Raw genomic sequence first — 25,879 nt, forward strand, 5'->3', positions numbered from 1 at the left:
AGATGCAAGGAAATCCGAATGAGACAAAGCTCGTAAACTTTGCTATGGCCAATAGTACCCGAAGGAAGATAATTAACTTCCTGGCAAATGGCTATAGAAATACCGGGGAAATAGAGGAGATAATCGGGAAGAAGACGCTTGACTTTCATCTCAAGGTTTTGCAACAGGCAGGTCTGATTGAGTTAGAAGAAGGAACTGTGAAGCTGAGTGAATATGGCAAGATGTTCCTGAAGAATAAAACAGGACAGAATGAAGAGAAAACTGCAGACTTTTCTCAGGCAAAGCCAGTGGAGATTGCAAAGATCAGACAGCTTTCGCCCTGCATAGCTGATTCCTCAAGACTCAGGGTGAGTGCAAATATGATACCACCCCTGGGTGGAATCTTGAAACTCCTTGAGCCCCTCTTTCCCAGAAGTAATTATTCGGATAGAAAAGATAGCCTGATAATTCAAAAAGGAGAAATAATCACAACTATTTACGGTAGTGGAAAAGTCTCCATCAGGATGATTAAAAATGAGGATGAAGCAAAAGAAGTACTTGAAAGCCTGAAGACCATTATCAATGAGGCTATTGCAAAAGGTGTAGCCCCGGCTCCCAGGGAAAAGGTAAGGGTTGATCTCATGGAGATCTACAAATACCTGCCCCAGACCAACTGTCGTAAGTGCAGCGAGCAGGGCTGTTACAGCTTTGCCATCAAGCTTATGTCCAGACAGGTCACTCTGGACAGGTGTGTACTTCTTAAAGAACCGGAGTACGCAAATAATCAGGAACATCTTCAAATTTTGACCGCATATATTTGAGCCTGTTACTTAAAAAACAATTTATTCGGAGGAAGTTTTGAAGACGCTTACTATCGTGCTCACTGACGGCCCTTATATTTCCGAATACGCCGAGATTGCCTGCAAACTCGCCGAGAACGCCCTTGAACGATACCAGGTGAACATATTCCTGTACCTGGACGCAGTGCATATCCCCAAAAAAGGTCAGATACCTTCCTTTTTTACCAGTGCAGGCGAACTTTTCACAGGACTTGCAGAGAAAGGAGCTGTAATCAGAGCCTGTGCACGGTGTGCTGCTGCGAGAGGTTACATAGCAGAAGAGGAAACTGCGAACGGAAGTAACTGCAAAGACTACTTTCCTGGAATAAAGATCACCAGTCTCTATGAACTTTCAGAAATGCTAAGTAAGAGCGATAGAGTAATCTCACTTCCTAGATGAGGCTGGAAGAATAGGGTTTTTATGAGGTCCGGATTCTTATGAAATCAGTATTCTATCTGCTGGACACTGCTCCCTACGGCAGTGAAAAAGCCTTCGGAGCATTGAATGCGGCTGCAGTAAGCCTTAACAGGATGCATGTGACCCTTGGCCTTTACGGAGATGGAGTTTATCTTGTAGCTGCCGGCCAGGACAGCAGAAAGCTTGGAGTACCAAACCTTTCAGATATCCTCTATTCATATGGGGAATTGAGAGTACTTGTGCATGAACCCTCGCTGTTTGAGAGAGGCCTTTTTGGGGAAACCCTGATAGAGACCGTGGAACTCGTCGATGAAGAGGACTTTCTCGAAGCTATGGAAAGCTCGGACTGCGTTCTCGTATTTTAAAGTGGCAGCTATTAAAAATTCGCAGCTCTTGAGTAAGGATAAACAGGAGTAATAATGTGAAACGAGAAGAATATGATATATTCCTGCTGACAAAGCCCCCTTTCAGTCCAAGGTCAGAGTTATGCCTCAAACTGGCTGCTCGCTCCGGAAATGCCAGACTCTACCTTGCAGGAGATGGAGTCTATCACCTGCTTTCCGGAATAGAGGAACTGCCGGGATACAAAGTCTATGCCTGTCAGGAAGACCTCGAGGCCAGAGCGATAGGGGACAGAGAAAAAGTTACAGTTCCGGACAACTTTTACGCTGCTTTTATAGAGGATATGATGGAACACTGCAAATGCGCATATACATTTTAAGTAGTTGGCATTACACATTTTAAATAGTTAAGTAGTTGGCATTACACATTTACATATTAAATAGTTGACATTATACATTTTAATATGTGCGAATTGACATTACAAATTTAAAGATATTTAGCTGACTGTACAAATTTAGAGGTATATTTTTACTTGTAGCATTTAGAAGAAAATTAAAGCATTAAAAAGGGTCACCGAGCAGGACAGGTTCATATGACCGAAAAACTTCCAGATGAGGTTATTAAGGAGTTAGAATGCGTTAGCCAGCTGCATGAACAGGCGATCTGTGACCACGAAAAATGCAGGAAATTTAGCGAAAGCTTATCCGAACTTCTGGTCAGGCTCGAGGATATGAAGTTTTATCGGACAGCTGACAGGTTAATGGGTATCCTCATAAACTGCAGCCCAAAAGAGGCATCTCACTGCGAAAAATCAACGCTTGTCGGGGAAATGATGAAAGATGTAGTAAAAGAGACACATAAGGCAGCAGAAAAATAAAAAGTAAAAGGTTTTGAAGAAATTAAAAAATGAAAACTTCTGAATATAGAACAGTTCGTAAAAGTCCGGATTCAAAACAATTCCGGATTCAAAACATTTCTTTTCTCATCATCGTAATCGCCAGAATCACCGAGAAAAACATAGAGATTATAAAAATAATTGTAAAAGCATGGGGATTGCCCTGGAATGGGACACTAACGTTCATCCCAAAAAAGCTTGCAACCATCGTTGGAATCGACATGACGATAGTGACAGAGGTAAGGAATTTCATCACAATATTCAAGTTGTTGGAGATGACCGATGCATATGCATCCATTGTCCCGCTCAGGATATTGCTATAAATATTTGCCATTTCAATTGCCTGCTTATTTTCGATAATAACATCGTCAAGCAGTTCGGCATCTTCCGGATACATCTTAATAGGATTGGATCTTTGAATTTTTTCAAGGACCATTTCATTGCTTTTCAAAGATGTGGAAAAATATACAAGGCTTTTTTCCAGTTCAAGGAGTTGAATTAACTCTTTGTTTCTCAGGGACTTATGCAGTCTGCTTTCAATAAGCCCGCTTGCTTTGTCAATATTTCTGAGGTACTGGAGATATAATTTTGAGTTTTTATAGAGAATCTGCAAAAAGAAGCGTGTTTTTTTAAATGTATAAAAGGATTTTATTTTTCGTTCAATAAACTCATTTATGATATAATTCTCTCTCAGAGAAACAGTAACAATATTCTTATCATTAATAATAATTCCAAGCGGGACGGTATAATAGATTCCCCCTTCATGAACATTCATACTCGGCACAGGAGTGTCTATCAATACAACAGTACAGTCCCCGTCAACTTCAATCCTTGCACGTTCCTCTTCATCAAGGGCAGCTTTAATATGGTCAACAGGAATGTTCAGAGTTTCCGAAACATATGAAATTTCCCGTTCACTGGGATTTACCAGATTAATCCATGCTCCATTTTCAACTTGATCCAGATTTATCATTCCAGCATCTGTTGATTTGAATATCTGAAGCATGTTAATTTCCCCCTTCCTTTTCCTGATTTATATGATCCTTTTCCTGTATTATATGAGATTACATTTTTCCACTCTAAATCAATTGGCAGTTTATAAGCCCTAAAGCAGAGCATAAATATATAAATAGTTTTGCGAGTCCATGCATAAACCCACTGTTAAGGAATTCTGATCAGTGAGATCACTTAAAAGAGGAATTCAAATTGACGCATTTTAACGCGGGATGTAGAACATTACAAAGACACCTATAAGTGCAATCAATGTCCCTATAATTTCAGATCTGTCAGGTTTCTTCTTTTCGACAATAAACACTCATATGCAAACGCCCCTGTCGGGCATGAACAGAAGCACTGAAGCTCCGGAAAGAGACAAAACTGGAGAATGAATATAGACCGGAAACTTATTTCAAATAAATTTGAAATAGGAAATTTTATATAGGTTCTTTCAAATATATTTGAAATAACAGGAACAAATCTGGAAAAATCCCCCTGGTGGAAAAATGACTCTTGATTATATCATTTATCTCATATCCGTAGGGCTTCAGTCAGTGCAGGAGTACCTGGCGCTCCATGTACTGATGTGCCTTGTGCCCGCCTTTTTCCTGGCTGGTGCGATTGCCTCCCTCTTTTCCAAGGAATCGGTACTGAAGTTTTTCGGAGCGGACGCCCCCAAATATGTCTCGTACACGGTAGCTGCGGTTTCAGGCTGCCTACTTGCAGTCTGCAGCTGTACAGTGCTCCCCCTCTTTGCAGGGATATATAAGCGGGGAGCAGGCATAGGTCCTGCAACCACATTTTTATTCTCTGCCCCTGCGATCAATATCCTTGCAATTGTGTATACAGCAAAAATCCTGGGATATGACCTCGGAGCCGCCCGTGCCTTTGCAGCAATTCTTCTTTCCGTACTTGTTGGTTTAGTGATGGCCCTTTTGTATGAAGGGAAAGTAACCGAACGCAAGTCCATAAAAACCTTCGGAGAAGAAGAGCATAAACACAGCATTGAACTCTTTGTTTTGCTAATTGCAGTCCTTGTCGCTCCCGAGCTGATGTCCTCCTGGGGCTGGAAGTACACAACCCAGCTGCTTGTCTGGGCTCCCATGATAGGGATTACAGCTTACCTATCCTTAAAATGGTTTTCAAAAGAAGAAATCGACAGCTGGATGGGCGAAACCTGGTTCCTGATAAAACAGATCACCCCCCTGCTCCTGCTGGGAGTTTTCTTTGCCGGGATTGCAGTTGTAGTGCTCCCCAAAGAGTATGTCGCAGCTTTTGTGGGAGGGAATTCTCTGACTTCAAACTTTATTTCCTCAGTAGCCGGAGCCCTGATGTACTTCTCCACCCTCACGGAAGTGCCTATCATAAAGGCCCTAACCCTGCTTGGAATGGGAGCAGGCCCCTCCCTTGCAATGCTCCTTGCAGGCCCCGCACTCAGCCTGCCGAACATGATTGTAATCAACAGGATAATGGGGACAAAAAAAGGCATGACCTACATCTCCCTTGTGGTTTTGATTGCAACTGCATCAGGGTATATATTCGGAGCTCTGTTTGTATAAAAGAGAAGTAGAATCGAATCAAATAAATAAAGTTCTAAGATAAAGTTCTAAGATAAAGTTCTAAATAATCATATAAAGCTATCACATTAACAGGATCAAGTAACAAGGTGAAACACATGAGAATCGAAGTACTGGGATCAGGTTGCGCAAAATGCAATAAGACAAAGGAAATGGCCGAAAAAGCTGTCAAGGAAATGGGTGTTGAAGCCGAAATCATCAAAGTAGAAGACTTTGACAAAATCCTGGGATATGGAGTCATGATCACTCCTGCACTTGTTATTGACGGAGATGTTAAAGTCGCAGGCAAGGTCCCAAGCATTGACGACATCAAAAAGTGGATTACAAAGTAACAGACATACAAAGCGACCTGAAACACTGATAGAAACCCAAATTGAAATCAAAAGTTAAAACAAAATTTAAGGTAGTGTAAAAAATGGTAGAAGAAACAAAATGTGCATGTGGTTCGGCAAACGTGGCAATTTTTCCCTGTGCAGGAGCTGCAAATGTAGGCCAGCTTTCAAACAAAATAGCAGTTGAGCTCGATAAGCAGGGACTGGGAAACCTGATGTGTACAGTAGGGATCGGTGCCAGAGCTCCGGGGATTATGAAGTCTGCCGAAGCTTCCGACCGGATCATAGCCATTAACGGCTGTCCCGTAAACTGTGCAACCAAAACTATGGAACTGGCCGGCTTTAAAGTGGATCGCGAGATTGTGATTTCGGACCTGGGGATTAAGAAAACGAAGGATAGAGACCTTAAGGAAGAAGAAGTCGCTGAAGTCCTTGAAAAAGTTATGGAGATCCTGCAGTCCGAATGATCTCCTTCCTATTTTTTTGATTTTTGAAATCCATCCACGTTTTTGTCTCGTATATCCGAAATGCATTAAACCCGAAACAATCCCCGGGCCACTATCTACCGTGCCTTAAGAAAAGTATTTATACGGCGATAATTCAATGATTGATTATATGATTAATGAAGAGAATATACAGATCTTCAAAGCCCTGAGCGAGGAGACCAGATATAAAATCATAAAAGTTCTGCTTGAAGGGGAAAAATGCGCCTGTGAGATTCCTGACCTCATAGGCAAGACCCAGTCCAACACCTCGATGCATCTTGCAAAACTGCAGGACTGGGATATCATCAAAGTACGAAAGGACGGGAAGATGAGGCTTTATTCCATAGACAACGAAAAAGTCAGGGAGATTTTGAAAATAGTAGAAGAATAAGTTATTTTTTCGGTTGCTTCCAAAAATTTCGCATCATGGGTAGCAGGACACGGCAGATTTCTTAAAAAATGAGTCTCTGAAACTTGCCTGCCTGAAGGCAGACTCATCTGCAGCAATCACACCCACTACATGTGGGAAGAAGGTTCTGGTTGCCCCTTTCAACTTCCCAGCATTCAAAACAGAGCTTTATTGTGCCAAGTTCTCTGTGCTTTACTTTTAGCAGCGAATTTTCATCCTTCCCGCAGATAGAACATCTAACCATTTTAGAACCTCAGCTAAATTTTTTATCCCAACGTACTGTGGTCTCTTTTCGTTCTCAAAAATATCCGGAATGAGGTATTGAACCCGGTATATTTTGAGATTTTGCTGGATTGAACGTTCAAGTTCTAACTCATGTATTCCTGTAAAAAATTTCATTGAAGCGACATCCTTATATCAATGAATTGTCATATCAATATATACTGATATAATGGAATGCGGATTGGGCATTCAAATAGGGCAAAAATAAAACAGAAAAGAAGGGACTCAAAATGGCTGATATCTTTTATCCTCTGCAATGGATTGCAGACAAACTGACATACGAGGTTTTCGGGATTACACCCGCTACTCACCTTGCAGCCAGTGTTAATTTCATCATCTACGACGTATTGAAAATAGTCATCCTGCTGTCCGTGATGATTTTCGCGATCTCCTACCTCAGGACCTATATCACTCCGGAAAAAACAAGAAAGGTGCTCGGAGGCAAAACAGGACTCCGTTACCACCTGATAGCTTCCCTGATAGGGACAGTCTCTCCGTTCTGTTCATGCTCCTCAGTACCCCTTTTTATCGGGTTTGTGGAAGCTGGAGTACCCCTCGGAGTTACCTTCTCCTTCCTGATAACATCCCCTCTGGTAAACGAAGCTGCTGTGGCCGCACTCTGGGCAACCCTCGGCTTGAAGGCAACTGTAATTTATGTGGTATCGGGGATTTTGCTCGGCGTATTTGGAGGCTATGTGATTGGCTTCCTGAAGCTGGAAAGGTATGTGGAAGAGTTCGTTTACAAAATTAAAGTCGGGAATCAGGCTACAGGACCGGAAACCCTTACAATAAAGGAAAGGACAGGCATTGCTCTTGAAAGCGTTAAAGACATCGTCAGCAGGGTCTGGATCTACGTGATTATAGGGGTCAGCATCGGAGGCATCTTCCACGGCTATGCCCCCGAAGGAATCCTCGAAAAATACGCAGGAAAGGACAATCTGCTTGCAGTTCCGATTGCTGTCCTTGTAGGCGTACCCCTCTACTCAAACGTCATGGGCATGATCCCAATAGTGGAGAGCCTTATAGGAAAAGGACTCCCGATAGGGACTTCCCTGGCATTCCTCATGTCGGTTACGGCTGTGTCCCTGCCCGAAATGATCATCCTTAAAAAGGTGCTGAAAAAAGAACTGATTGCAATCTTTATCTCAATTGTGGCGCTGTCGATCGTCTTCACGGGCTACCTGTTCAACATACTGCTATAACTATAGCGGAAATCTTTGAAAATTGAGCGATTGAAAATACAAAATCTGAATCAAAATCAGAATCAAAACCTGAATCAAAATCTGAATTAAAACCTGAAATAAAAAGACAAAAAGTGGTGAAAAACATGAAAATCGAAATTCTCGGAACCGGATGCGCAAAGTGTAAGAAAACAAAGGAAGCTATCGAAAAAGTCCTTACTGAAACAGGAAAGAAAGCCGAAGTAGTAAAAGTTGAGGACATTGAAACGATCCTGAACTACGGCGTGATGGTAACTCCTGCAGTCGTGGTTGATGGCGAAGTTAAGCTTGCGGGCAAAGTCCCGGATGAAAAAGAAATCCGGAAATGGATTGAATGAATATCTTGGCCCCGACAGACCCGGACTATTCAGGTTTTATATGAACGTAAATCTTTGGAGAAGGATTAATTATTAACTATGGAGAAGGATTAATTAATATTTTCAGACACCTGAAAATTGAATTTGAAAACGAATTGAGGTGGTCATATGGCTGAAATTACTGTCAACTCCACAATATGCGACTTTACACACAAAATTCGTGGAAGCATGAAAGGCGGAAAAATCATTGTAGATATCGAAACTCCGTGTGAAAAAATAAAGGAAATCTCGCACCTGGAAATTCCCATGATGGAAACCCTGGACATCAAAGACAACTATGTGATGGGCAGGGCAAAAGAGGCAAAAATCTGCTCAAACTGCCTTGTGCCCTGCGGGGTGCTTAACCTCTGCAAACTGGAAAGCGGGTTTCTTGCAAAGTCCCTTGCAAAAAAAGCAGGAAGCCTCAGTATCGATTTTGATGAAGTCTGAGATATTTCTGAAAAGTAAGGATCTACCCCTGACCCTTCATATCTTGAAATTTCGGGCAGAACCTTATTTTCCAAAACATTTTTTTCTTAAAAACATATCTTCTTTTAAAAACAGCTATCCATTTTAAAAATAGTTATTCTTTTAAAAACACCTCTTCTTTTTTTATTTCAGTGCATCAAGCTATTAGCGATAAAGACATAATTATGAACTGGGGATCAGCAGAAAGCTACAGGATGATGCTGAAAAGTAAGAACTGGAAAGCAAATAGAGCAAAAGGGGGTTGCGGACAGCAGATGATAAGCACAGTACTTGTTCCTGCGGATTTTACTATCGAAACGGAAGATTTGCTCGGCTGCATAGGAGAACTTAAAAACGCCGGCTTGAAGAAAGTTATCCTGCTGCATGTAGTGGACATACATAAAAGCCAGGGGCTTGCCCCTATGTTTGAACGGAATGCAAAGGAAAGGATTGAGGATTATGCAGGTTTTGCCAGGGAACTTGAACTTGAAACCGAAACCCTGGTAGTTTTAGGAGACGTCAGAAGGACAATTGCGGAGATAGCAGACCGGGAAGACGTTGATGCGATAATAATGGGGGCCACCACTAAAGGATTCATAAAGGGGAAACTTCTCGGAAGAACTACGGAATACATAACACGTAGTTCAAAGAAAATACTGCTGGTTGAAAAGTATGAAGCTATGAAAGAAGGAAAGGAAGTTTATGAGAAGGCATGCAGGGCAACTTTCTCCAGAATTCTTGTGCCTCTTGACTTTTCAAAAGAGGCAATGAAGGCGATAGAACAACTTCAGGAGTTTAAAGAAATCTTAAAAGAAGTTCTGTTCCTGCATGTAATAGATGACATAAAAGATATGGACCTGCTGGATGAACAGAGAGAAGAGGCAAAAGAAAGGCTCAGGAGAATAAAGGAGCAGTTTGCAGATATAAAAAGCCAGTACCTTGTCGTTGAAGGAATCCCATCAGATGAGATTGTTAAATTTGCCAGCATAGAAGATGTCACCCTGATTATGCTGACTGCCCGCGGGGAAGGAGCCTTAATAGACCTCCTGCTTGGAAGTACGGCCGAAAATGTACTCCGGAAAACCACAAAGCCCGTGCTGATTATCCCTGCAAGCAAAGAGTTCGAGGGAGAAGAGTGGGATGAGGGAGAAGAATATGCCTGAAGAGAATGAAAAAAGAGTGGGATAAGGGAGAAGGATATGCCTGAAGAGAATGAAGAAAGGGAGCTTGATTTCTTCAGTAAATATCTCTCTATCTGGGTTGCAATCTGTATCATGCTCGGAACCGCAATAGGTTATGTTTTTCCGGGTTTTGCGGACACCCTTGGAGGTATTGAGCTTGCAAATGTCTCAATCCCTGTAGCTGTCGTGCTCCTGGTCATGATGTATCCTATCATGCTTAAGATTAATTTTGAAGAAATCCTGAACGTTGAGGCAAATTTAAAGCCCCTCCTTCTAACTCTTATCATAAACTGGGCGATCAAGCCTTTTACGATGGCTTTTGTTGCATGGCTTTTTATGCGCGTGTTCTTTGAATCCCTTATCCCTGCTGACCTTCAGGCACAGTATATTGCAGGCATGATCCTGCTAGGGATTGCTCCCTGCACGGCTATGGTACTTGTCTGGACCTACCTTGCAAGAGCCAATATCAACTATGCTTTGATTCAGGTCTCAGTAAATGACCTTATTATCCTGGTCCTTTTTGCTCCTCTGGGAAAGTTTCTCCTCGGGGTCACAACTGACTTTCCGGTCCCTCTTATGACTATCTTCGTCTCGGTCCTGTTTTATGTGGCAATTCCTCTAGGCCTTGCTGTGCTGACAAGGCAGGTAGTGATAAGGAAAAAAGGCATTACCTGGTTTGAAAACAGCCTGATCCGAAAAACACAGTGGATTACTCCTGCCGGACTTTTAATAACTCTTGTTCTGATTTTTATATTTCAGGGAAACAACATCATAAATTACCCCCTGCATATTTTCCTGATCGCGATCCCTCTGGTGCTGCAGACTTACCTGATCTTCGGAATCGGGTATGCAGGAGCAAAATATCTGAAAATTCCCTACAGGGAAGCTGCGCCGTCAACCTTTATCGGCGCCAGTAATTTCTTTGAACTGGCAGTGGCAGTAGCCTTAATTCTGTTCGGAATGGAATCAGGAGCTGCACTCGCAACCGTTGTGGGAGTGCTTGTGGAAGTGCCTGTTATGCTTTCCCTTGTGAAGATCATGAACAGGAATAGGGAAAAATTCAGGTTCTAATAAGCTTTGCCTGTAAAATCCCCTGAAAAGAGCTATTTACCGGGTACAAGGAGTATTTTTTAGGTATCTTATGGATTTTTTAGGTTCACAGCATATTTTTAAGGTAAAGTCATTTTTTAGGCAAAGCGGGTCTGATAGGAAAAAATAAATGGTAGTAGGGGTGAGTTACTGAAAACCGCAAACATAAGAATCTCCCTACAGTTTCCCCAAACACTGGAGATGCGCTCTCTTTTTCATATTTGATCAATGACTCACTCCCATTACCGAAAATTGCTTAGAAAAAAACTATTAAAGAAAAACATCAGGAGATAAGCACTTGACCGAAATTACAGTAAACTCTACCATCTGTGGCTTTACCCATAAAATTATGGGGAGTATGAAAGGCGATAAAATTATTGTAGATATCGAAACCCCCTGCGAAAAAATAAAAAAGTTTTCGCATATGGAAATTCCCATGATGGAAACCCTGGACATCAAGAACAACTACGTGATTGATAGAGCACAGGAAGCACAGTGCTCCTCAAACTGCCTGGTCCCCTGTGCCGTACTTAACCTCTGCAAGCTTGAAAGTGGTTTTATGGCAAAGTCCCTGGCAAAAAAGGCGGGCAGCATCAGTATTGAATTCAATAGTATCTGAAATATCACGATATTATTGCATGGTACTTGTACTCATAATACATGGACTGCACATACTCCATCTTAAACCCATGTTTATTTGCAATGCTTTCTATTATGCAGGGTTTATGACTATATCCGAGAATATCTTTAGGGCGGTTTTTTAAGCTTGCTGATATAACGGTAAGAACTTCAAAGCCTATTTTATGAAAGATTTTCCAGTATCCGAAGTCGCGTGAAAAGAACCCTATTTTCCATAATGGATATAAGCGAGGATCCAGTAGGTCAAAAAGGACTATTTTACCTCCCTTATTAAGATACCTTGATGAGTTGTAAATAAAAGTATCAACTTCTTCATCTGTGAGGTATTGGATCACTCCAGCTGCAGTTATTCGGTCAAAGGAGGAATCAAGCTTTTCCCAGACAGTTTTATCGTCAGCAAGGATTAAAGCTATATTTTCAGACTTTCTTTTCCGGATTCTTTTACCTGCTTCATCAAGCATTGATGCGGAAAAATCGGTTCCTACAAGCCTTTCATATTCCAATGCATAATAAACCAGGAGCTCTCCGGCCCCGCAACCAAAGTCAAGAAGTGTTTTGCCCCCATCCAGATGGAAGAGTTTTTCCCGGGCTTCTCTGGAAATAAATTCCTCAGATGAAGACCTGTGACCTCCGCTTCTCTTATCTGCAAAAAATTCTTCCCAGACAGATTTTGGTTTCGACATGTTTTGTATACCCCCAAGTCTTACTTCTTGTGACACCTTTTCTCCATATAATCAGGACTTCACATTGGGTAATTTTTTTATTTATTAAGCTCACTGATTTTAGATTATCAAGAGGTGAAGAAACCTAATTTTACCCATATGCGTAAAATTATATATACCTTTCGAATCAAAGTTTCTTCTTTTTAGACTGCTCGTTTTCAGATCCGTATTGCCTTTTTCTCTGGCTTTCTGAAAATATGACAGTTATCTTAATTTATGTAGGTTTGAATCCATTTCTTTGATCCTTGATCCAAAAAAAAACCGTTTTCAGGCCGCGAATTTTAATTCCATTACGATAATTAATGCTTTTGATTTTACAGAAAAATACAAAACAATCCCGGCATCACAACAACTGAAGCCCGATTGATATGAGACTGATGAGACGGGAGAGATGCACATGAAATATTCAATCATACAGAGAAAACATGCAGTAGATACCGAATTCTTAAGGATTTATTTAGAGATGAGGGAAACTTTTGATTATAAGTGACAGCACAAGAACGTGTTTCTGGGGATATATGTGAATCGACAAAACCTCGGAATTTGATCAACTGTTTTCCTTACAATAAAGTTATTTGTAAAGAAACTCCTGTTTTAAACCAGGAATATTTATATATCATATCGACGTATCTAAATATAACCATATATAATAGGTGCAAATGAGGTGTACTCCATTGGGCAAATTAGGAAAAAGTTTGCTTGGAAAACTGATTGGAAGCGATAAAAGTTGCTGTTGCTGCGGGCCTTCTATCGTAAGTGTCAAAAAGATAAAAGTTGACGATAAAGATATGGAAATTGCCGGATTGGATGAGGAGTTTGAGAAATATCTTGCTGCATGCAAGGCCCCGGAGAATGTAGACGGCGAAGAACTTATGCAAAACCTTGTAAAAATAAATGAAATTCCTGAAGAAAAACTGGAAAAACTCAAAATCGCGGTATTGAAAGAATACGGAACATACTGGCAGGAGAAAAGAAGGTAATTTATATTGACAAATATAGATATGAAATTAAAGAAATATTTTCACATCCAGATGAGAATTTTGTCCTGAGACCTCAGAAATGAACTTAAAATGCTCAATCTGCGGAAAAGAAGAAAACTCGTTACTCCGGGCTAATCACAGGGACCTGGGAGCCATAAAGCTGTGTGTGGGATGCTGGTCGAAAGAACAGAGCAAGAACAAGTTGCTTCCTTTAGAAGGCGGGGGAAGCTGCTGCAGGTAAACTCATGGAAACTGAAAGGAGATCAGGCGTGGATAAAAGAAGAAGTGAAGTGGAAATAGAAAGATTGAAGCGTTTTATTTCTGATAGGGATCAGTTAGAGGTAAGAACACAGAAGCTCAGTTCTCTGGTAAATGGGCTGGGTGAAGAAAACTTAGATCCAGAAGCCAAGATTTTTAAAGCCCTTGCAGATGTCAATCGTCTCAAGATTGTAAAGTTATTGAAAGAAGGAGAACTCTGTGCCTGCGAAATAACGGTTGCCCTTTCCAATTCTCAATCGACTGTTTCTCACCATCTGTCCGTATTGAAAAATGCAGGCCTGATCAAAGAAAGAAAAGAAGGAAAATGGTCTTATTTTCGCCTCTCGGAGGGAGCAGTTATCGAAATACTTAATCAGGCAAAACTGCTTACTGATAAGTGAACTTCCAGTAAAGTTCTCTTTTTAAAAGTAGAATCCGGGTATGAAGTTGAACCCTTCAAAAACGGTTTGCTCTGCGAAAAAGTAGGGTTCCAGAGATTAGAATTATGGTAATTTCAGGTTTCCAATAGCTGTAGCTTTCGTTGATTTGAAGAAGATGAATTTGAAGGAAGATCATAATGTTCTGGAATAATCTAGTTGTGGCGATTAATTTCTTCATTGAAATCGCCGTAGAGCTTATTATTTTATTCATAGGGATAACCTTTCTAGTGGGGCTGATTCAGGAATATGTGCCTGAAGAAACCATAAAAAAGGCTCTTGGAGGGCGGCACAAAGTTATAGGCAGCATACTTGGAGCAGGATTTGGGGCTCTCACCCCTTTCTGCTCCTGTTCAACCATACCACTTCTCCTGGGAATGCTCAGGGCTGGTGTGCCCTTCGCCGCAGCAATGGCATTCCTGTTCTCATCGCCCTTGCTAAACCCGGTGGTAATATCCCTGTTCATCATCCTACTGGGCTGGAAGATAGCCGCCCTCTATTTTGCCGTCACCTTCGTGGCTACAATTGCCATTGGCCTTTTGCTTGATGGGCTGGGCTTCTCCAGCCAGGTTAAGTCGGTGGCCGTTGTACGAAACAGCTGCATCTGCCAGCAGGCTGCGGACGCGAAATCAAGGATACAGCGGGCTGCAAGATTCGCATTTAGCCTATTCCACCAGCTTGTGCCTTATCTCCTTCTTGGAGCAGGAATTGGTGCATTCATTCACGGATTCGTGCCCACGGAGACCATCTCCCGCCTCGCAGGGCCGACCAACCCTCTGGCAGTTCCCGTGGCTGCAATTATTGGCATTCCGATCTATATCCGGGCAGAGACCATGATCCCCATTGGACTTGCACTCATTGAAAAAGGAATGAGCGTGGGAGCCGTCCTGGCATTGATAATCGGCGGCGCAGGAGCCAGCATACCCGAGCTGACGCTTCTTTCAGCCATATTCAAGAAGAGGCTGCTGGCGGCTTTCGTAGTGACCGTCTTCTCCATAGCTGTGGCTGCGGGATATCTGGCCAATCTACTGGCATTGTGAACGCCGTCAAAGAAGAATACATCCCTTGTTTTTGGAAAAAATTCGGGATTTTCTGGTTCTTATTAATTTCAGTAACTTTCCTCTATGATCCAAAAAATAAGCGTCTAGAAAGTTCAATAATGCACATTACTCATTTGGCATGAAAGTACTGTGATTTGAAAAGTACTTTCATTTCTTTGTGCCTGTTATTTGAAGAATTTCATGTTTGTTTTTGCTGAAATCAATTTCATTTTTATTCTTTTCAAGCCCATTGTTTGAAATTTTTAGTATATGCCATTTACATACGATTCCCCGTACTTATTCAGACACTGGCAACTAAGATCCATTTCAAAAAAAGAACTCATGGATTGTTGGGATGAGCCAGAGCAATTTAGGCCTCAGAAACTGCCGAAGTGGTTCTGGTAAACCATAAAAAAGCCGACACCTAGAATTATAAGACCTGTAACTTTTTTTAACGGAAAACCATATTTTGAAACTTTCTGAAGCCTTTTGGAAGAAAAGCTTGCAGAATAAGCAACAAGAAGCATTGGAACGGAAAAACCGAGGGAATAGATGAAAAGCATCAACGCTCCATACGTAATTTTACCTGAAACAGCAACCATTGTAAGGATTGAGCCAAGTACTGAGCCCACACATGGAAGCCAGATAATCCCGAGAGAGAGACCAAGCAAAAGACCTCCGAAAAGCCCCTCCTTTTTGGAATTTGCAAGTGAAGAAAAATTTCCAAAAACATTGAAAATATTGAGGTCGAAGAGCAATGAAACGCCCATCGTGATCAGAAGAGCTTCTGCAAAAATATTAAGGTAACCTAGATAAGCCGTGAGCGTCGCTCCGAAAAGGGAAGTGACGATTCCCATGCTGGTAAAGGAAAGAGACAGCCCTGATACGATTGCAAGGGGCCTGAACTTTCCTTTTTCAGTTGAATAAGCAAATACTGCCGGAATTACAGGAAGGATACATGGGGAGAGTACACTAACGACCCCTGCAAAGAAAGCAGCAACCGGGAGAAAGTCAGAAAACAAATTTACTCCCCTGTGTTTCTGGATTCGAGGGCTTTCTCAAGAGTCTCTGAAAGGGTTTCTTTATCGACAACACCCAGGAACCTTGCACTCGCCCTTTCCGAACTTTTGCTTCCGTCCTGCCGCATGTACATGTATTTGCCGTCCTCGATACCTTCAATGATACAAGTATCCGGAATGACTCTTACTCCGAACGTTGTTGCAAACTCAGGGTACTCTTTGATATCGATGAGCATAATTGAAGCAGAATCTTGATAGATTGGAAGGAGCTCTGAAAGCACCTCTTCCTGCTCTTTACAGGGAATGCACCCTTTAGAACCAAGCTTCAGAACAACAGGACCTTTTGTGAGGGCTTCATCAATCTGGCTCAGATTCGTAACTTCGACCAATTCTGCCCCACTGCCAGAATCGTTAATATCCTTTGTAACTTCAACAAACTCTGCTTCGTTGCCGGAATTATCAGTGCAACCTGAGCTGAAGAGAAGAAAACAAAAAATCGTCAAAATGAAAAGCGGTTTTTTCGAAAAGAGCGGAAACGAAAATGAAACTCGTTCTTTGTCTTGTATTTTATGCAATCGCTTCATTATAATTCTCCGAAAATCATCAAGTTATGTTTTTATAAGAAATAATAAGGGAGTTGGGTGTATCAAGATATATTGATTCATTTAAATATACATATGATATTAATATTTTGCATAAATCAAACAGATGCAGAAAAAATTGAAAAAAGTGTATTATCATCAATGAAACGAGGTCATGACTAAAAAAATTTGTAACTATCAGGTTAATTCTGGCACCATTTCATCCAACAAAGAAGTCTTAGAGCCTATCCAAAAAGTCAGTAATGCATATTGTAAAGTTACAATCGGTCTATAATATCGAGTATCCGTTCCGGTTGTGCATATTGTCAATAGTAAAAGTACAGTAAGTCACAACATTTTTCAGATAGGCTGTTAGTTATTCCAATTGAATTCATGAATTACATTTAGATAATACTGCAAGGTAGATATCAAAAAATCTTGATATAGAATCAGCTGGGGCCTCAAAATTCTGGAAAAAAATCCAATATAAATAATAACATGATCAATATCAAACAAAATTGATATGAAAATACTTATTTAGAAAGCTTAACTTCTTTTATTTATGAGCTATTGCTGCCCTGCGGATCCCGAGAAAAAAAAGGAATGGGAAGAGAAAATGATCCAGGAAATAGATTTTCTGGACAATGACATTAAAAAAGCCAGTGAGATATTCAGTGCTCTCGGGCATCCGATGAGATTAAAAATTGCTTATTTTCTCTCTCAGCGAGACCACTGTGTTTGCGAACTGATATTCAAGTTAAACGAGAGGCAGAACCTTGTTTCCCATCATCTGACTATCATGAAAAACTGCGGGATTGTCGAAGCTTACAGCAGCTCAAAATGGAGGTTTTACAGGTTAAACCCTGAATTTGGAAATATTTTGAACATCATCTCGCAGATGCAAAACAAAAAATTAGAATAAAAGGTTAAACTCGAACCGAAGAAAAAGACTAACAAAAACGAAAAAACAAAAACAAAGAAGATAAGAAAAACCTGGAAATGAAAATGCCTGGAAATGAAAATGCCTGGAGGGTTTCAGTCCTCACAGCAACAGCAGCATTTCTCTTCGTCCTTATCCTTTTCAAAAATTTTGTCATAGATGTTTTCACCGTATATGTTCGTCCACCCAATCTGCGACCCTGCAGCTACAAACATGGCAACTGAAATGGCTTCGGCAATCTCTTCTTTTGTAGCCCCTGCTTCAACTGCCCTCTGGGAGTGCACATCAACGCAGTACTGGCAGCGCATGAGCACCGACGAGGCAACAGCAATCAGTTCTTTTGTCTTAATGTCAAGGAAACTGTCCTTGAAAATAGAATTTCTCAACTGTCCAAAAGCTTCGGCAGTTTCAGGCAACATTTCGTTTAAAAATGACATTAAAATCTCCTCCGGTAATGATAAAATATTTTTAACGACCCGGCTTTCTGCATAAATTGGTGTTCCAGCGCATTCCATTCCCCTGGGATTCAGGCTTATGCGTATACAGAAGGTCTTCTTCATCGGGTTCGACACTGTTCTTAGAATATTCTTTTTCTGCCTTTTTCTCCTGAATTCCTTCCTTTTCGTCTCCCATTTCTCAGCCTCCGGGATAATTAAATTCAAAAACCAGTAATAATAAGTTGTATTATTAAAGAACCACATATTAAAAAACAGCCTCGATGAGTATCAAGAATATTTGATACATATTAAAGCAATCCGGCAAAAAGAGAATATCCGTGGATTTAGAGTTAACTAAGCCTAAACTTGAAGTCCAAAAATCTATTAAAATGTTTAATCAGGTCTTCACACAGCTAATATTGAGAAAATCAAAGGTCGATACCAATCAGACAAAGTAGAAAGGTTATTATTATCAGAAGCTGAAAGGGAAGATTTAACAGGAGATGAACCTGGAAGATGGACACCCCCCGATTTAATAATCCCGGCACAGGGACAAATTACGATAAGCAGTGGGCTTTTGAAGTCGCTTATTTTATCCAGCACACAGGCACAACTCTGCAAAATCTGGGGAACTTTCTGAATGCCAGAGATTATGTTGAAGCCCGTACTCTGGCTGCAGAGATAAAGCAGAGAGCAGAATACGAAAAAACCCTCCAACCGGATTTCAGAACTTCGGATTATTTTGTGCAGGCTCGCAGGCTTTTTAACCGGTTTCTGGACGAATGCGTAAACTTTGCCGAGCTCCTGAGGGTTACGACCATTCAGGAAGAAACCGGATGTGAAGAATTGCTGGACAAGCCGGAGCAGATCCGGAACTCCATAGACAGGATGAACCTTTTAAAAGAAATGTTAACAAGTGAGCTTCACCTAAAAGGCTGGTACTGAGTAAGCTTTTACCTGTGAGGATTAATACATTTAAAACACAACATGTTTTTGATTCTGGATTTATAAACTTTCAATCATGGTTTTTCTCCGAAGTTCACAGCGTCTTCTGAGAGGTTCCTGCCCGAAAGGTAGCAAAGGATTATATACAGGCAAGAGGTGTAGTGAGTATCCACTGGAGTAAAAGACCACAGGTCTGGTTACTCATTATTGCCTGTATCACGGGGAAGAATTCAAAAGTGTCCGGAACTTATCCAAGAAAGCTATTTTTTTGCTGTATAAGTTTATGCATGTCAATTCTGAATTTCCCTGGTTTTAGGCAACTTTTCGCAGTCCCGGGGAGATCAACCATTTATACGGCGTGTTTACCTGTTTTTAGCGGTATCATGTACCGATGTTGATAAGTGGGCTTTTCCGCAAAGGAAACTGCCGGGCATGCGGCAGACAGTATGCAAACAGCAGGTCTGCAATCTGCAAGACTTGTAGAAAAATAATTGTAAATTATAGAGTGAGTACATGGAAAAATTAGCAAAATTTAAGGCGCTTGGGCTCTCGGACAGTACATTGAAAGCCCTCAAAAAGAAAGGGTTTGAAGAACCAACCCCGATTCAGGAAAAGGTAATCCCGCTTTTTTTGAAAGGAGAATCTGATATTATAGGGCAGGCTCAGACAGGGACAGGAAAAACAACAGCTTTCGGAGCCCCCATTATAGAGAAAATTCCTGAGAAATCAGGACATGTTAAGGCAATAATCCTGACCCCTACAAGGGAACTCGCAATCCAGGTTTCAGAAGAGCTTAACTCCCTAAAAGGAGACAAAAAACTGTATATTGCCCCTATATATGGTGGGCAGTCCATGACCCAGCAGCTTCGCATGCTGAAAACTGGTGTGGACATTGTCGTAGGGACCCCGGGAAGGGTCATCGACCACATTGAAAGAAAGAGCCTCAATCTCGAACATATCTCGTATTTCGTACTTGACGAAGCCGACGAAATGCTGAACATGGGCTTTATTGATGACATAAAGGAGATCTTAAAGGCAACAGGCCCTGATAAAAGGATGCTTTTCTTTTCAGCCACAATGCCAAAGACAATCCTTGGAATCGTCAAGAAGTACATGCGGAACTACGAGCATGTTACAATTGAGAAAGAAGAAATTACAGCAAACCTGACCGAACAGATATATTTTGAGGTTAAGGAAAGCGACAAGTTTGAAGCCCTCTGCAGAATCATCGACATCGAAGATGAATTCTACGGACTCGTATTCTGCCGGACAAAGATCGACACCAGCCAGCTTGCCCAGAAACTCAGCGACAGGGGTTATTTAGCTGATGCCCTTCACGGAGACATTTCCCAGCAGGAGCGGGAAAAAATCCTTAACAAGTTCAGGAAGCAGAAGATACACATCCTCGCAGCAACCGATGTTGCAGCAAGAGGAATTGATATCATGGACCTGACCCATGTCATCAACTATACCTTGCCCCAGGACCCAGAGTCTTATGTGCACAGGATAGGAAGGACAGGAAGGGCAGGCAAACAGGGAACTGCTATCACCTTTGTTACATCCTCGGAATTCAGGCGGCTCACTTACATACAGAAGACCTCAAAGTCAGAAATGAAGAAAGGCCGCATCCCTGCGATAAAAGATGTAATAAAAGCCAAAAGGGCAAGAGTAAAAGCCGAACTCGAAAACACTATAAAGACAGAAGAATATGGGGACTGCCTTGGGATGAGCGAAAAGCTCCTTGAGGAATACCCCGCAGAAAAAATCCTGGCTGCCCTTTTAAAGTACGCCTTCAAGGAAAAGTTCGACGAGAGCATGTACACGGAAATTTCCGAAGGCAGCTCCTATGTCGACAGAAAAGGCAAAACCAGGATCTTCATAGCCATGGGAAAAGCCGACGGCATGACTCCGGAAAAACTGGCCGATTTCATACAGCAGGAAATCGGGGACAGCGAAATGAACTTAAGGGACGCAGAGATTTTCCCCCACTTCTCCTTCGTATCCATCCCCTTTGCTCAGGCTGAAGCCCTGCTTGACATCTTCAAAAATAAAAGAAAAGGAAGCAAACCTTTCGTGGAACTTGCCCAGAAATCCAGGGGAAGAAGCACAAAAGGCTCAAACGATGGGAGCAGCAACGGTGGCTCAAGAGGCAACGGCAGCTCAAGAAGCAACGGTGGCTCAAGAAGCAACGGTGGCTCAAGAGGCAACGGTGGCTCAAGAGGCAACGGTGGTGGCTCAAGAGGTGACGGCAGCTCAAGAAGCAGCGGTAGCTCAAGAAGCAGCGGTAGCTCAAGAAGTGTGAAAAAATAAATTTTCCATTTCTAAACTTATTCTTTTTCTTATTTTTCAGGATTCCGGGAGCAGTGAAGTTTTCGGAATTCGGGTAATTTTTTGATAGCAGAATTTTACGAAGACATTTGTTTCTGGCTTTGATTCTTTCTTGACTTTGAATTATCTTTGGACCCTAATTCTCTTCTGACCACTGCATCCGACTTTCCGCAGTAAAATTTCTTAATTTTATATTTTGGAAAATCATTCAAGTACTTGTTATAAAAGTTATTTCCATTTTACCATGATGACCCCCTCTTAGATCTGAACCCACAACTCATCGGGTCATTATTCTTCCTGTTCGGAAGAATAACAGAATAAGTAATTAAAATGGGGGGAAAGAAGGTCAAAAAGATATTGAATTGGGATAAAAAATCCATAAAAGTCCTCAAATTTAGGGGTAAAAATACGAAAAATATTATGTGTGAAAAAATAGTGCAGAAAGTAGGTTTTCGAATATTTTAATAATATCAACCGATTGACCAGGGACAACCTAAAGACGCTTTTGAGAAAAATACCTGTTTTTCAGAAAAGTTATTCCATATTCCTTATTGAGGTATCAAAAACCCTCAAGATTTTGGATCTTCAACCGGAATAAATCTCTAGATCGGGTTAACTAAGCCCAGAAGGAAAATTTGTCACATGCAATAGATTTATTCCGGCTGAAGTTCTATGCTTCCTTCTCCTTCTGAATAGTTTATCTCACACGATTTTCTGGATTACCATTGCCAATGGAACAGTAAGGATGCCACCATCTTTCGTTGAACAAGCACTTTGAGCCATTACTCCCATTATTCAAAGGCTAACCAGTAAACGAGTTCATCCCAAAACCCAGTTTTAATCTTAATTATCAGAATTATTCAGGATTGCTTTCATAATCAGAAGCTCGATTTGTCACTTAAATACGAGATCCAAAGAAGCAAATATTGAGTTTTGGGATCAGCTCAACATCTAAACATGCACTTTACCTGTTGAGGACTCCATAGCCACTTATATACATTATTCTTAACCTTTCGATCTGCAGATAGAAAGTAATCTTTATGTAGTTTAAATAGAAAAACATTATAATTCCCTCCACTCCTAGAATGCTGTTCTTCCTCGTTCAAAGCCATTTCCTTTAGAGCCAATCTCAAACCTGTTTTATTCTAATTATTAAGGTATTTCAGGGTTATCTATAATTATCCGAAACTTGACTGATTCTCCAAACTCCAAGATTCAAAGAGCAAATTGTGAGTTTTGAGATAAGCTCTTAAACTGACATTGAGCCCAATTTCCAGCGTTTCTTTTCCAGCGTTTCTTTTCCAGTGATTCTTTTCCAGCGTTTCTTTTTCCAGTGATTCTTTTTTAGCCAGATCGACTAAAAATTGATAGGGTAAGAATAACTTTTAAGTAACTTTTATTTACATTATTTTTACTAAATACTAAAAGTAATAAATGATGAATGAATGATTATGGATCAGATTGACAGGGAGTTTATTAATTATTATCAAAGGGTTGGCAAAGCCTACGGAATGGACAGTCTCACTGCAACTATAGTTGCCAGGCTTTTTATCGAACCAGGAGAGGTTTCAATGAAAGAGCTTGCTGAGGAGACCGGCTATTCCCTGGCTTCGGTAAGCAACAAGATCCGTCAGCTTGAGCCTTCGGGTTTTATTGTAAGAGGGACAAAGCCCGGCACAAGGAAAGTCTATGTAAGGGCAAACAAGGACATCTTAAGGGTTGCTATCGGACAGCTGATAAGAGCACAGGCAGGTGAAATTCAACCTGCAACTATTGAAATCCCTCGTATGATCGAGCATTATCAGAATGAAGACCTCAGCGAGGCACAGAAGGAAAAAATAGAAATCCTTAAACGATACCACAGAGATATGCTCAAGCTTGACAACATACTTGAAGAAGTAATCGAAAAACTTGAAAATCTGAATCGGGAAAAATAATTATTTTGCAGATTTGATATTATAAAATGATATGTATAACAAACGTTTAAAGCTTAAAACAAGGAAATGTTGATATTGTACAGCACTCAGTAGAATAATATATTTAAAGTGTGAACAGTGAAGAAGTGGACATGAAGACCAAAATACTCGATCATGAAGTATCTCCTCCCGGAAGTTCGAACCCGGAAGCAGGTAGAAGTAGGGAAACTGAAGAAAAGATATCTCCGGAAGAAAGCCTTTTTGCCTCGGATGAAACTTCAGATGAAGAGCAATTTAAGTGTGAATTGCCCCGTTCCAGTCGCCCGGCAAAAGATACCAAAGGAGAAAATCTGCTTAAAAGAGCCCCGGTAATAGAAATCATCAATGTTAAAAAGAGTTATACCCTGGGAGATATGGAAGTTCCTATTCTTCGCGACATCAATCTGACAGTACGGGAAGGAGAATTTCTTGCTATAATGGGCCCTTCAGGATCAGGAAAAAGTACACTTATGAACCTTATAGGTTTTCTTGACAGACCTACAGAAGGGAAGATCATAATTAAAGGCCTTGATATCAATACACTATCTGATAGGGAGGTTGCAAAGCTCCGGGGGCTTGAGATAGGCTTTGTATTCCAGACATTCAACCTAATTCCAAGGCTTACAGCTCTTGAAAATGTTGAACTGCCCACCTACGCTAACACAAGAGAAGGTGTGGATACGCGCAAAAGGGCAAAAGACCTTTTAAAAATGGTAGGGCTTGAAGACCGTATGCACCACAAACCAGGTGAACTTTCGGGAGGGCAATCGCAAAGGGTAGCTATTGCCAGAGCTCTTATCAATGATCCTGCAATCCTCCTTGCGGATGAGCCTACAGGAAACCTGGACTCTAAAACAGGCTGCGAAATCCTCAGCATGTTTACCAAACTGAATGAAGATGGCAGGACTATCGTGATGATTACGCATGATCCAGATATTGCGAAGTATGCTGACAGGGTAGTGCTCGTAAAAGACGGAATAGTCCAGAGAAATTCGGAATAAGCTAGAATAATTCGGAAGATTCAATGTACTCAGAATAATATAATACTCAGAATAATCCAATACTCAGAATAATCCAATACTCAGAATAATCCAATACTCAGAATAATCCAATACTCAGAATAACCAAGGAAATCAGAACAATCCAGAGTAACCCAGCCTACACCTAATAATTAAGTTTCCAAATTTAGTCAATCAGGATGAGTTAAAATGACAGGACTGAAAAACCCAATTACTTTTGTTGTTATATTTCTACTTTTAGTTTCATTTATTTTTGCAGCACCTGCTTCTGCTGCGACTGCAAGTGCAAACCTGAAAGTTACAATAGTTGAAACAAACCCTTACCCTGCTAAAATAGGGGAGTATCTTGACCTGACAGTTCAGGTAGAAAACGTAGGTAGAGACAGGGCAGAAAATGTTGATATTGAAATAGTCCCTGAATATCCCTTTTCCCTTGATTCCCAGGCAAACGCAGTACAGAATATAGGGGCTCTTGCTCCCAACAAATTTGCATCCAAAGAGTTTCACCTTTTCGTGGACAAGAATGCTCAGAAGGGAATCCGGTCAATTGACATCCGTACAAGGATCGATAAAACCAGCCCCTGGAGTGAGAAAACTTTTGATATAAGGATAGGGACTGAAACCTTTGACAGCAAAGGTACTCTGGAACTCAAAGAGGTGATCTCTTACCCTGAAGCTTTCATGCCTGGAGATAGGGGTACTGTTACAGTGACCCTCAGCAATACCGCAACAACTCCTACTGTCACCATTGATGGAAAAGACTATGATACCAATGCGAGAATCCAGGCCGCAGTTTTGAGACCGATGTCTGAGGGAATAGTTGTTCTCGATGCCCCCTACGGAGAAATGGGGCTTCTTGGTCCCGGGGATAGCATCAAACTGACATTTAACGTTATGGTTTCTGAAGATGCAAGTGAGGGAACTCACAACCTTGAACTTGCAATTGAGGGCAACTCTTTTGACTACAACAGCCGGAAGAACATTCCACTTGAAGTTGACTCTTCGAATGTAAAGGTGATCCCTTCAAAGGCCCTCAGACTGGTAAATGGCGAAGCTACTCTCGAGTTTGATGTGGCAAATACCCATCCTAATGAGTTTAACTCCGTAAGCATCAGACCTGAAGCTGAAGGAGTGAAATTTTACCCTGCCGAATATTTCATCGGCCCCATGGATGCTGATGAGCTTTTCACAATAGAGTTTGATGCTGTAGCAGATCCATCTTCGGAAAACATAGGGGGAACCTCTGAACCGATAAATCTTAGCCTTTCTGCAAGTTACGGCAATGGCATAAACAAACACGAAAATCTGGTAAGCAATCTCCAGATTCAGCAGGTTGAGGAAAATCAGGGAGCCAGTTCAGGTATGATTGTAGCCGGTATCCTGCTTGTCGCCGTTATCGCAGCCGGTGTACTGATTTACAGAAAAAAGCAGCAGAAAAACAAATGAATGCTCTGGAGATCCCTGAATAATCCTTAAATCGGATATGTTAGGAATAATCCTTAAATCGGATATGTTAGAGGCGATAAGAAGATAGAAGTTCAAATCTATCTTTTTTGATCCATCGGAAGTATAGGCAGTGCCAGATTGTTCACTGCCTTTACAACCCTGGCCCATAAAGGAGATTATTGCGGAAACGCCCAGTGTATCCCCTGTCTCTTATACACATCTCCGAGCCCACGAGACGGACTCCTATCTCGTATGCCGTCTTCTG

General features: G+C 41.3%; 32 protein-coding genes. 25 read left to right on the forward strand and 7 right to left on the reverse strand.

Annotation, left to right across the window (positions count from 1 at the left end; genetic code table 11):
• The first annotated feature begins 2 nt into the window (after positions 1-2).
• The 5 genes from EO95_RS01350 to EO95_RS01370 all read left to right on the forward strand — a co-directional run bounded on the left by EO95_RS01350 (position 3) and on the right by EO95_RS01370 (position 2,455).
• Positions 3-800: a (Fe-S)-binding protein gene (locus EO95_RS01350; protein ID WP_048131471.1), complete on the forward strand. Its 798-nt coding sequence runs from the start codon at positions 3-5 to the stop codon at positions 798-800.
• A 37-nt stretch (positions 801-837) separates the two neighbouring features.
• The gene (locus EO95_RS01355) at positions 838-1,218 is read left to right on the forward strand and encodes a DsrE/DsrF/TusD sulfur relay family protein (protein ID WP_082105886.1); all 381 of its coding nucleotides are present in this window, start codon (positions 838-840) and stop codon (positions 1,216-1,218) included.
• A 38-nt stretch (positions 1,219-1,256) separates the two neighbouring features.
• On the forward strand, positions 1,257-1,601 hold the full coding sequence (locus EO95_RS01360) for a DsrE family protein (protein ID WP_048131473.1): 345 nt from the start codon (positions 1,257-1,259) through the stop codon (positions 1,599-1,601).
• A gap of 56 nt (positions 1,602-1,657) precedes the next feature.
• Positions 1,658-1,957, forward strand: coding sequence for a sulfurtransferase complex subunit TusB (gene tusB / locus EO95_RS01365; RefSeq protein ID WP_048131474.1), 300 nt, complete (start codon positions 1,658-1,660; stop codon positions 1,955-1,957).
• 213 nt (positions 1,958-2,170) lie between these two features.
• Positions 2,171-2,455: a hypothetical protein gene (locus EO95_RS01370; protein WP_048131475.1), complete on the forward strand. Its 285-nt coding sequence runs from the start codon at positions 2,171-2,173 to the stop codon at positions 2,453-2,455.
• An 88-nt stretch (positions 2,456-2,543) separates the two neighbouring features.
• Here EO95_RS01370 and EO95_RS01375 read toward each other — a convergent pair whose 3' ends face one another.
• The gene (locus EO95_RS01375; protein WP_048131476.1) at positions 2,544-3,479 is read right to left on the reverse strand and encodes a magnesium transporter CorA family protein; all 936 of its coding nucleotides are present in this window, start codon (positions 3,477-3,479) and stop codon (positions 2,544-2,546) included.
• A 496-nt stretch (positions 3,480-3,975) separates the two neighbouring features.
• On the opposite strand from EO95_RS01375, the gene EO95_RS01380 reads away from it, so the two are divergent.
• The 4 genes from EO95_RS01380 (at position 3,976) to EO95_RS01395 (ending at position 6,254) form a co-directional block, all read left to right on the forward strand.
• Positions 3,976-5,028 carry a permease gene (locus tag EO95_RS01380; protein WP_048131477.1) on the forward strand — a complete coding sequence of 351 codons (1,053 nt, stop codon included), beginning with the start codon at positions 3,976-3,978 and terminating at the stop codon, positions 5,026-5,028.
• A gap of 116 nt (positions 5,029-5,144) precedes the next feature.
• Positions 5,145-5,378, forward strand: a complete 234-nt coding sequence (locus EO95_RS01385) for a thioredoxin family protein (RefSeq protein WP_048131478.1) — start codon at positions 5,145-5,147, stop codon at positions 5,376-5,378.
• Positions 5,379-5,461: 83 nt separating this feature from the next.
• The gene (locus tag EO95_RS01390) at positions 5,462-5,845 is read left to right on the forward strand and encodes a putative zinc-binding protein (protein WP_048131479.1); all 384 of its coding nucleotides are present in this window, start codon (positions 5,462-5,464) and stop codon (positions 5,843-5,845) included.
• A 148-nt stretch (positions 5,846-5,993) separates the two neighbouring features.
• Positions 5,994-6,254: a helix-turn-helix transcriptional regulator gene (locus EO95_RS01395; RefSeq protein ID WP_235282810.1), complete on the forward strand. Its 261-nt coding sequence runs from the start codon at positions 5,994-5,996 to the stop codon at positions 6,252-6,254.
• 103 nt (positions 6,255-6,357) lie between these two features.
• Here EO95_RS01395 and EO95_RS17955 read toward each other — a convergent pair whose 3' ends face one another.
• Entirely contained in the window at positions 6,358-6,516 is a 159-nt protein-coding gene (locus EO95_RS17955) for a hypothetical protein (RefSeq protein ID WP_200894974.1), read from the reverse strand.
• Between the two features lie 268 nt (positions 6,517-6,784).
• On the opposite strand from EO95_RS17955, the gene EO95_RS01405 reads away from it, so the two are divergent.
• The 6 genes from EO95_RS01405 to EO95_RS01430 all read left to right on the forward strand — a co-directional run bounded on the left by EO95_RS01405 (position 6,785) and on the right by EO95_RS01430 (position 11,487).
• Positions 6,785-7,756: a permease gene (locus EO95_RS01405; protein ID WP_048131482.1), complete on the forward strand. Its 972-nt coding sequence runs from the start codon at positions 6,785-6,787 to the stop codon at positions 7,754-7,756.
• Positions 7,757-7,881: 125 nt separating this feature from the next.
• Complete coding sequence (locus EO95_RS01410; RefSeq protein WP_048131483.1) at positions 7,882-8,112, forward strand: thioredoxin family protein; 231 nt, start codon at positions 7,882-7,884, stop codon at positions 8,110-8,112.
• Positions 8,113-8,259: 147 nt separating this feature from the next.
• Positions 8,260-8,580, forward strand: coding sequence for a DUF6951 family protein (locus EO95_RS01415; RefSeq protein ID WP_048131484.1), 321 nt, complete (start codon positions 8,260-8,262; stop codon positions 8,578-8,580).
• A 203-nt stretch (positions 8,581-8,783) separates the two neighbouring features.
• Positions 8,784-9,761 (forward strand): universal stress protein, encoded by a 978-nt coding sequence (locus tag EO95_RS01420; protein WP_235282811.1) that lies wholly within the window; start codon positions 8,784-8,786, stop codon positions 9,759-9,761.
• A 36-nt stretch (positions 9,762-9,797) separates the two neighbouring features.
• Entirely contained in the window at positions 9,798-10,850 is a 1,053-nt protein-coding gene (gene arsB / locus EO95_RS01425) for an ACR3 family arsenite efflux transporter (protein WP_048131485.1), read from the forward strand.
• 316 nt (positions 10,851-11,166) lie between these two features.
• Entirely contained in the window at positions 11,167-11,487 is a 321-nt protein-coding gene (locus tag EO95_RS01430) for a DUF6951 family protein (protein ID WP_048131486.1), read from the forward strand.
• Positions 11,488-11,491: 4 nt separating this feature from the next.
• Here EO95_RS01430 and EO95_RS01435 read toward each other — a convergent pair whose 3' ends face one another.
• Positions 11,492-12,190 (reverse strand): class I SAM-dependent methyltransferase, encoded by a 699-nt coding sequence (locus EO95_RS01435; RefSeq protein WP_048131487.1) that lies wholly within the window; start codon positions 12,188-12,190, stop codon positions 11,492-11,494.
• Positions 12,191-12,903: 713 nt separating this feature from the next.
• Between EO95_RS01435 and EO95_RS01440 the strand changes: the two genes are divergently transcribed.
• From EO95_RS01440 to EO95_RS01450, 4 genes are all read left to right on the forward strand, one after another.
• On the forward strand, positions 12,904-13,209 hold the full coding sequence (locus EO95_RS01440; RefSeq protein ID WP_048131488.1) for a hypothetical protein: 306 nt from the start codon (positions 12,904-12,906) through the stop codon (positions 13,207-13,209).
• A 79-nt stretch (positions 13,210-13,288) separates the two neighbouring features.
• Positions 13,289-13,450, forward strand: a complete 162-nt coding sequence (locus EO95_RS17960; protein WP_200894975.1) for a hypothetical protein — start codon at positions 13,289-13,291, stop codon at positions 13,448-13,450.
• 4 nt (positions 13,451-13,454) lie between these two features.
• A complete protein-coding gene (locus EO95_RS01445) occupies positions 13,455-13,868 on the forward strand; it encodes a metalloregulator ArsR/SmtB family transcription factor (RefSeq protein WP_052733455.1) in 414 nt (137 codons plus the stop codon).
• A 176-nt stretch (positions 13,869-14,044) separates the two neighbouring features.
• Positions 14,045-14,944: a permease gene (locus EO95_RS01450; RefSeq protein ID WP_048131489.1), complete on the forward strand. Its 900-nt coding sequence runs from the start codon at positions 14,045-14,047 to the stop codon at positions 14,942-14,944.
• Between the two features lie 377 nt (positions 14,945-15,321).
• On the opposite strand, the gene EO95_RS01455 is transcribed toward EO95_RS01450, so the two are convergent.
• Both EO95_RS01455 and EO95_RS01460 read right to left on the reverse strand, forming a co-directional pair.
• Positions 15,322-15,966, reverse strand: a complete 645-nt coding sequence (locus tag EO95_RS01455; protein ID WP_048131490.1) for a cytochrome c biogenesis CcdA family protein — start codon at positions 15,964-15,966, stop codon at positions 15,322-15,324.
• A gap of 2 nt (positions 15,967-15,968) precedes the next feature.
• A complete protein-coding gene (locus EO95_RS01460) occupies positions 15,969-16,466 on the reverse strand; it encodes a co-chaperone YbbN (RefSeq protein WP_235282812.1) in 498 nt (165 codons plus the stop codon).
• A 640-nt stretch (positions 16,467-17,106) separates the two neighbouring features.
• Here EO95_RS01460 and EO95_RS01465 point away from each other — a divergent pair.
• The gene (locus EO95_RS01465; RefSeq protein WP_048131492.1) at positions 17,107-17,466 is read left to right on the forward strand and encodes a helix-turn-helix transcriptional regulator; all 360 of its coding nucleotides are present in this window, start codon (positions 17,107-17,109) and stop codon (positions 17,464-17,466) included.
• A 113-nt stretch (positions 17,467-17,579) separates the two neighbouring features.
• Here the strand turns inward: EO95_RS01465 and EO95_RS01470 are convergent, their stop codons facing one another.
• Both EO95_RS01470 and EO95_RS17385 read right to left on the reverse strand, forming a co-directional pair.
• Positions 17,580-17,921, reverse strand: coding sequence for a carboxymuconolactone decarboxylase family protein (locus EO95_RS01470; RefSeq protein WP_048131493.1), 342 nt, complete (start codon positions 17,919-17,921; stop codon positions 17,580-17,582).
• Between the two features lie 31 nt (positions 17,922-17,952).
• Positions 17,953-18,117 carry a hypothetical protein gene (locus EO95_RS17385; RefSeq protein WP_156161324.1) on the reverse strand — a complete coding sequence of 55 codons (165 nt, stop codon included), beginning with the start codon at positions 18,115-18,117 and terminating at the stop codon, positions 17,953-17,955.
• A gap of 320 nt (positions 18,118-18,437) precedes the next feature.
• On the opposite strand from EO95_RS17385, the gene EO95_RS01475 reads away from it, so the two are divergent.
• The 5 genes from EO95_RS01475 (at position 18,438) to EO95_RS01500 (ending at position 25,614) form a co-directional block, all read left to right on the forward strand.
• On the forward strand, positions 18,438-18,866 hold the full coding sequence (locus EO95_RS01475) for a hypothetical protein (RefSeq protein ID WP_048131494.1): 429 nt from the start codon (positions 18,438-18,440) through the stop codon (positions 18,864-18,866).
• Positions 18,867-19,379: 513 nt separating this feature from the next.
• On the forward strand, positions 19,380-21,176 hold the full coding sequence (locus EO95_RS01480) for a DEAD/DEAH box helicase (protein WP_048131495.1): 1,797 nt from the start codon (positions 19,380-19,382) through the stop codon (positions 21,174-21,176).
• Positions 21,177-22,645: 1,469 nt separating this feature from the next.
• On the forward strand, positions 22,646-23,131 hold the full coding sequence (locus EO95_RS01490) for a GbsR/MarR family transcriptional regulator (RefSeq protein ID WP_162197337.1): 486 nt from the start codon (positions 22,646-22,648) through the stop codon (positions 23,129-23,131).
• 392 nt (positions 23,132-23,523) lie between these two features.
• Positions 23,524-24,150: an ABC transporter ATP-binding protein gene (locus tag EO95_RS01495; protein WP_200894976.1), complete on the forward strand. Its 627-nt coding sequence runs from the start codon at positions 23,524-23,526 to the stop codon at positions 24,148-24,150.
• A 207-nt stretch (positions 24,151-24,357) separates the two neighbouring features.
• The gene (locus EO95_RS01500; RefSeq protein ID WP_048131499.1) at positions 24,358-25,614 is read left to right on the forward strand and encodes a COG1361 S-layer family protein; all 1,257 of its coding nucleotides are present in this window, start codon (positions 24,358-24,360) and stop codon (positions 25,612-25,614) included.
• The last annotated feature ends 265 nt before the right edge of the window (positions 25,615-25,879 follow it).

Origin of the sequence: Methanosarcina sp. 1.H.T.1A.1 (assembly GCF_000979295.1) — an archaeon.
Classification (GTDB): domain Archaea; phylum Halobacteriota; class Methanosarcinia; order Methanosarcinales; family Methanosarcinaceae; genus Methanosarcina.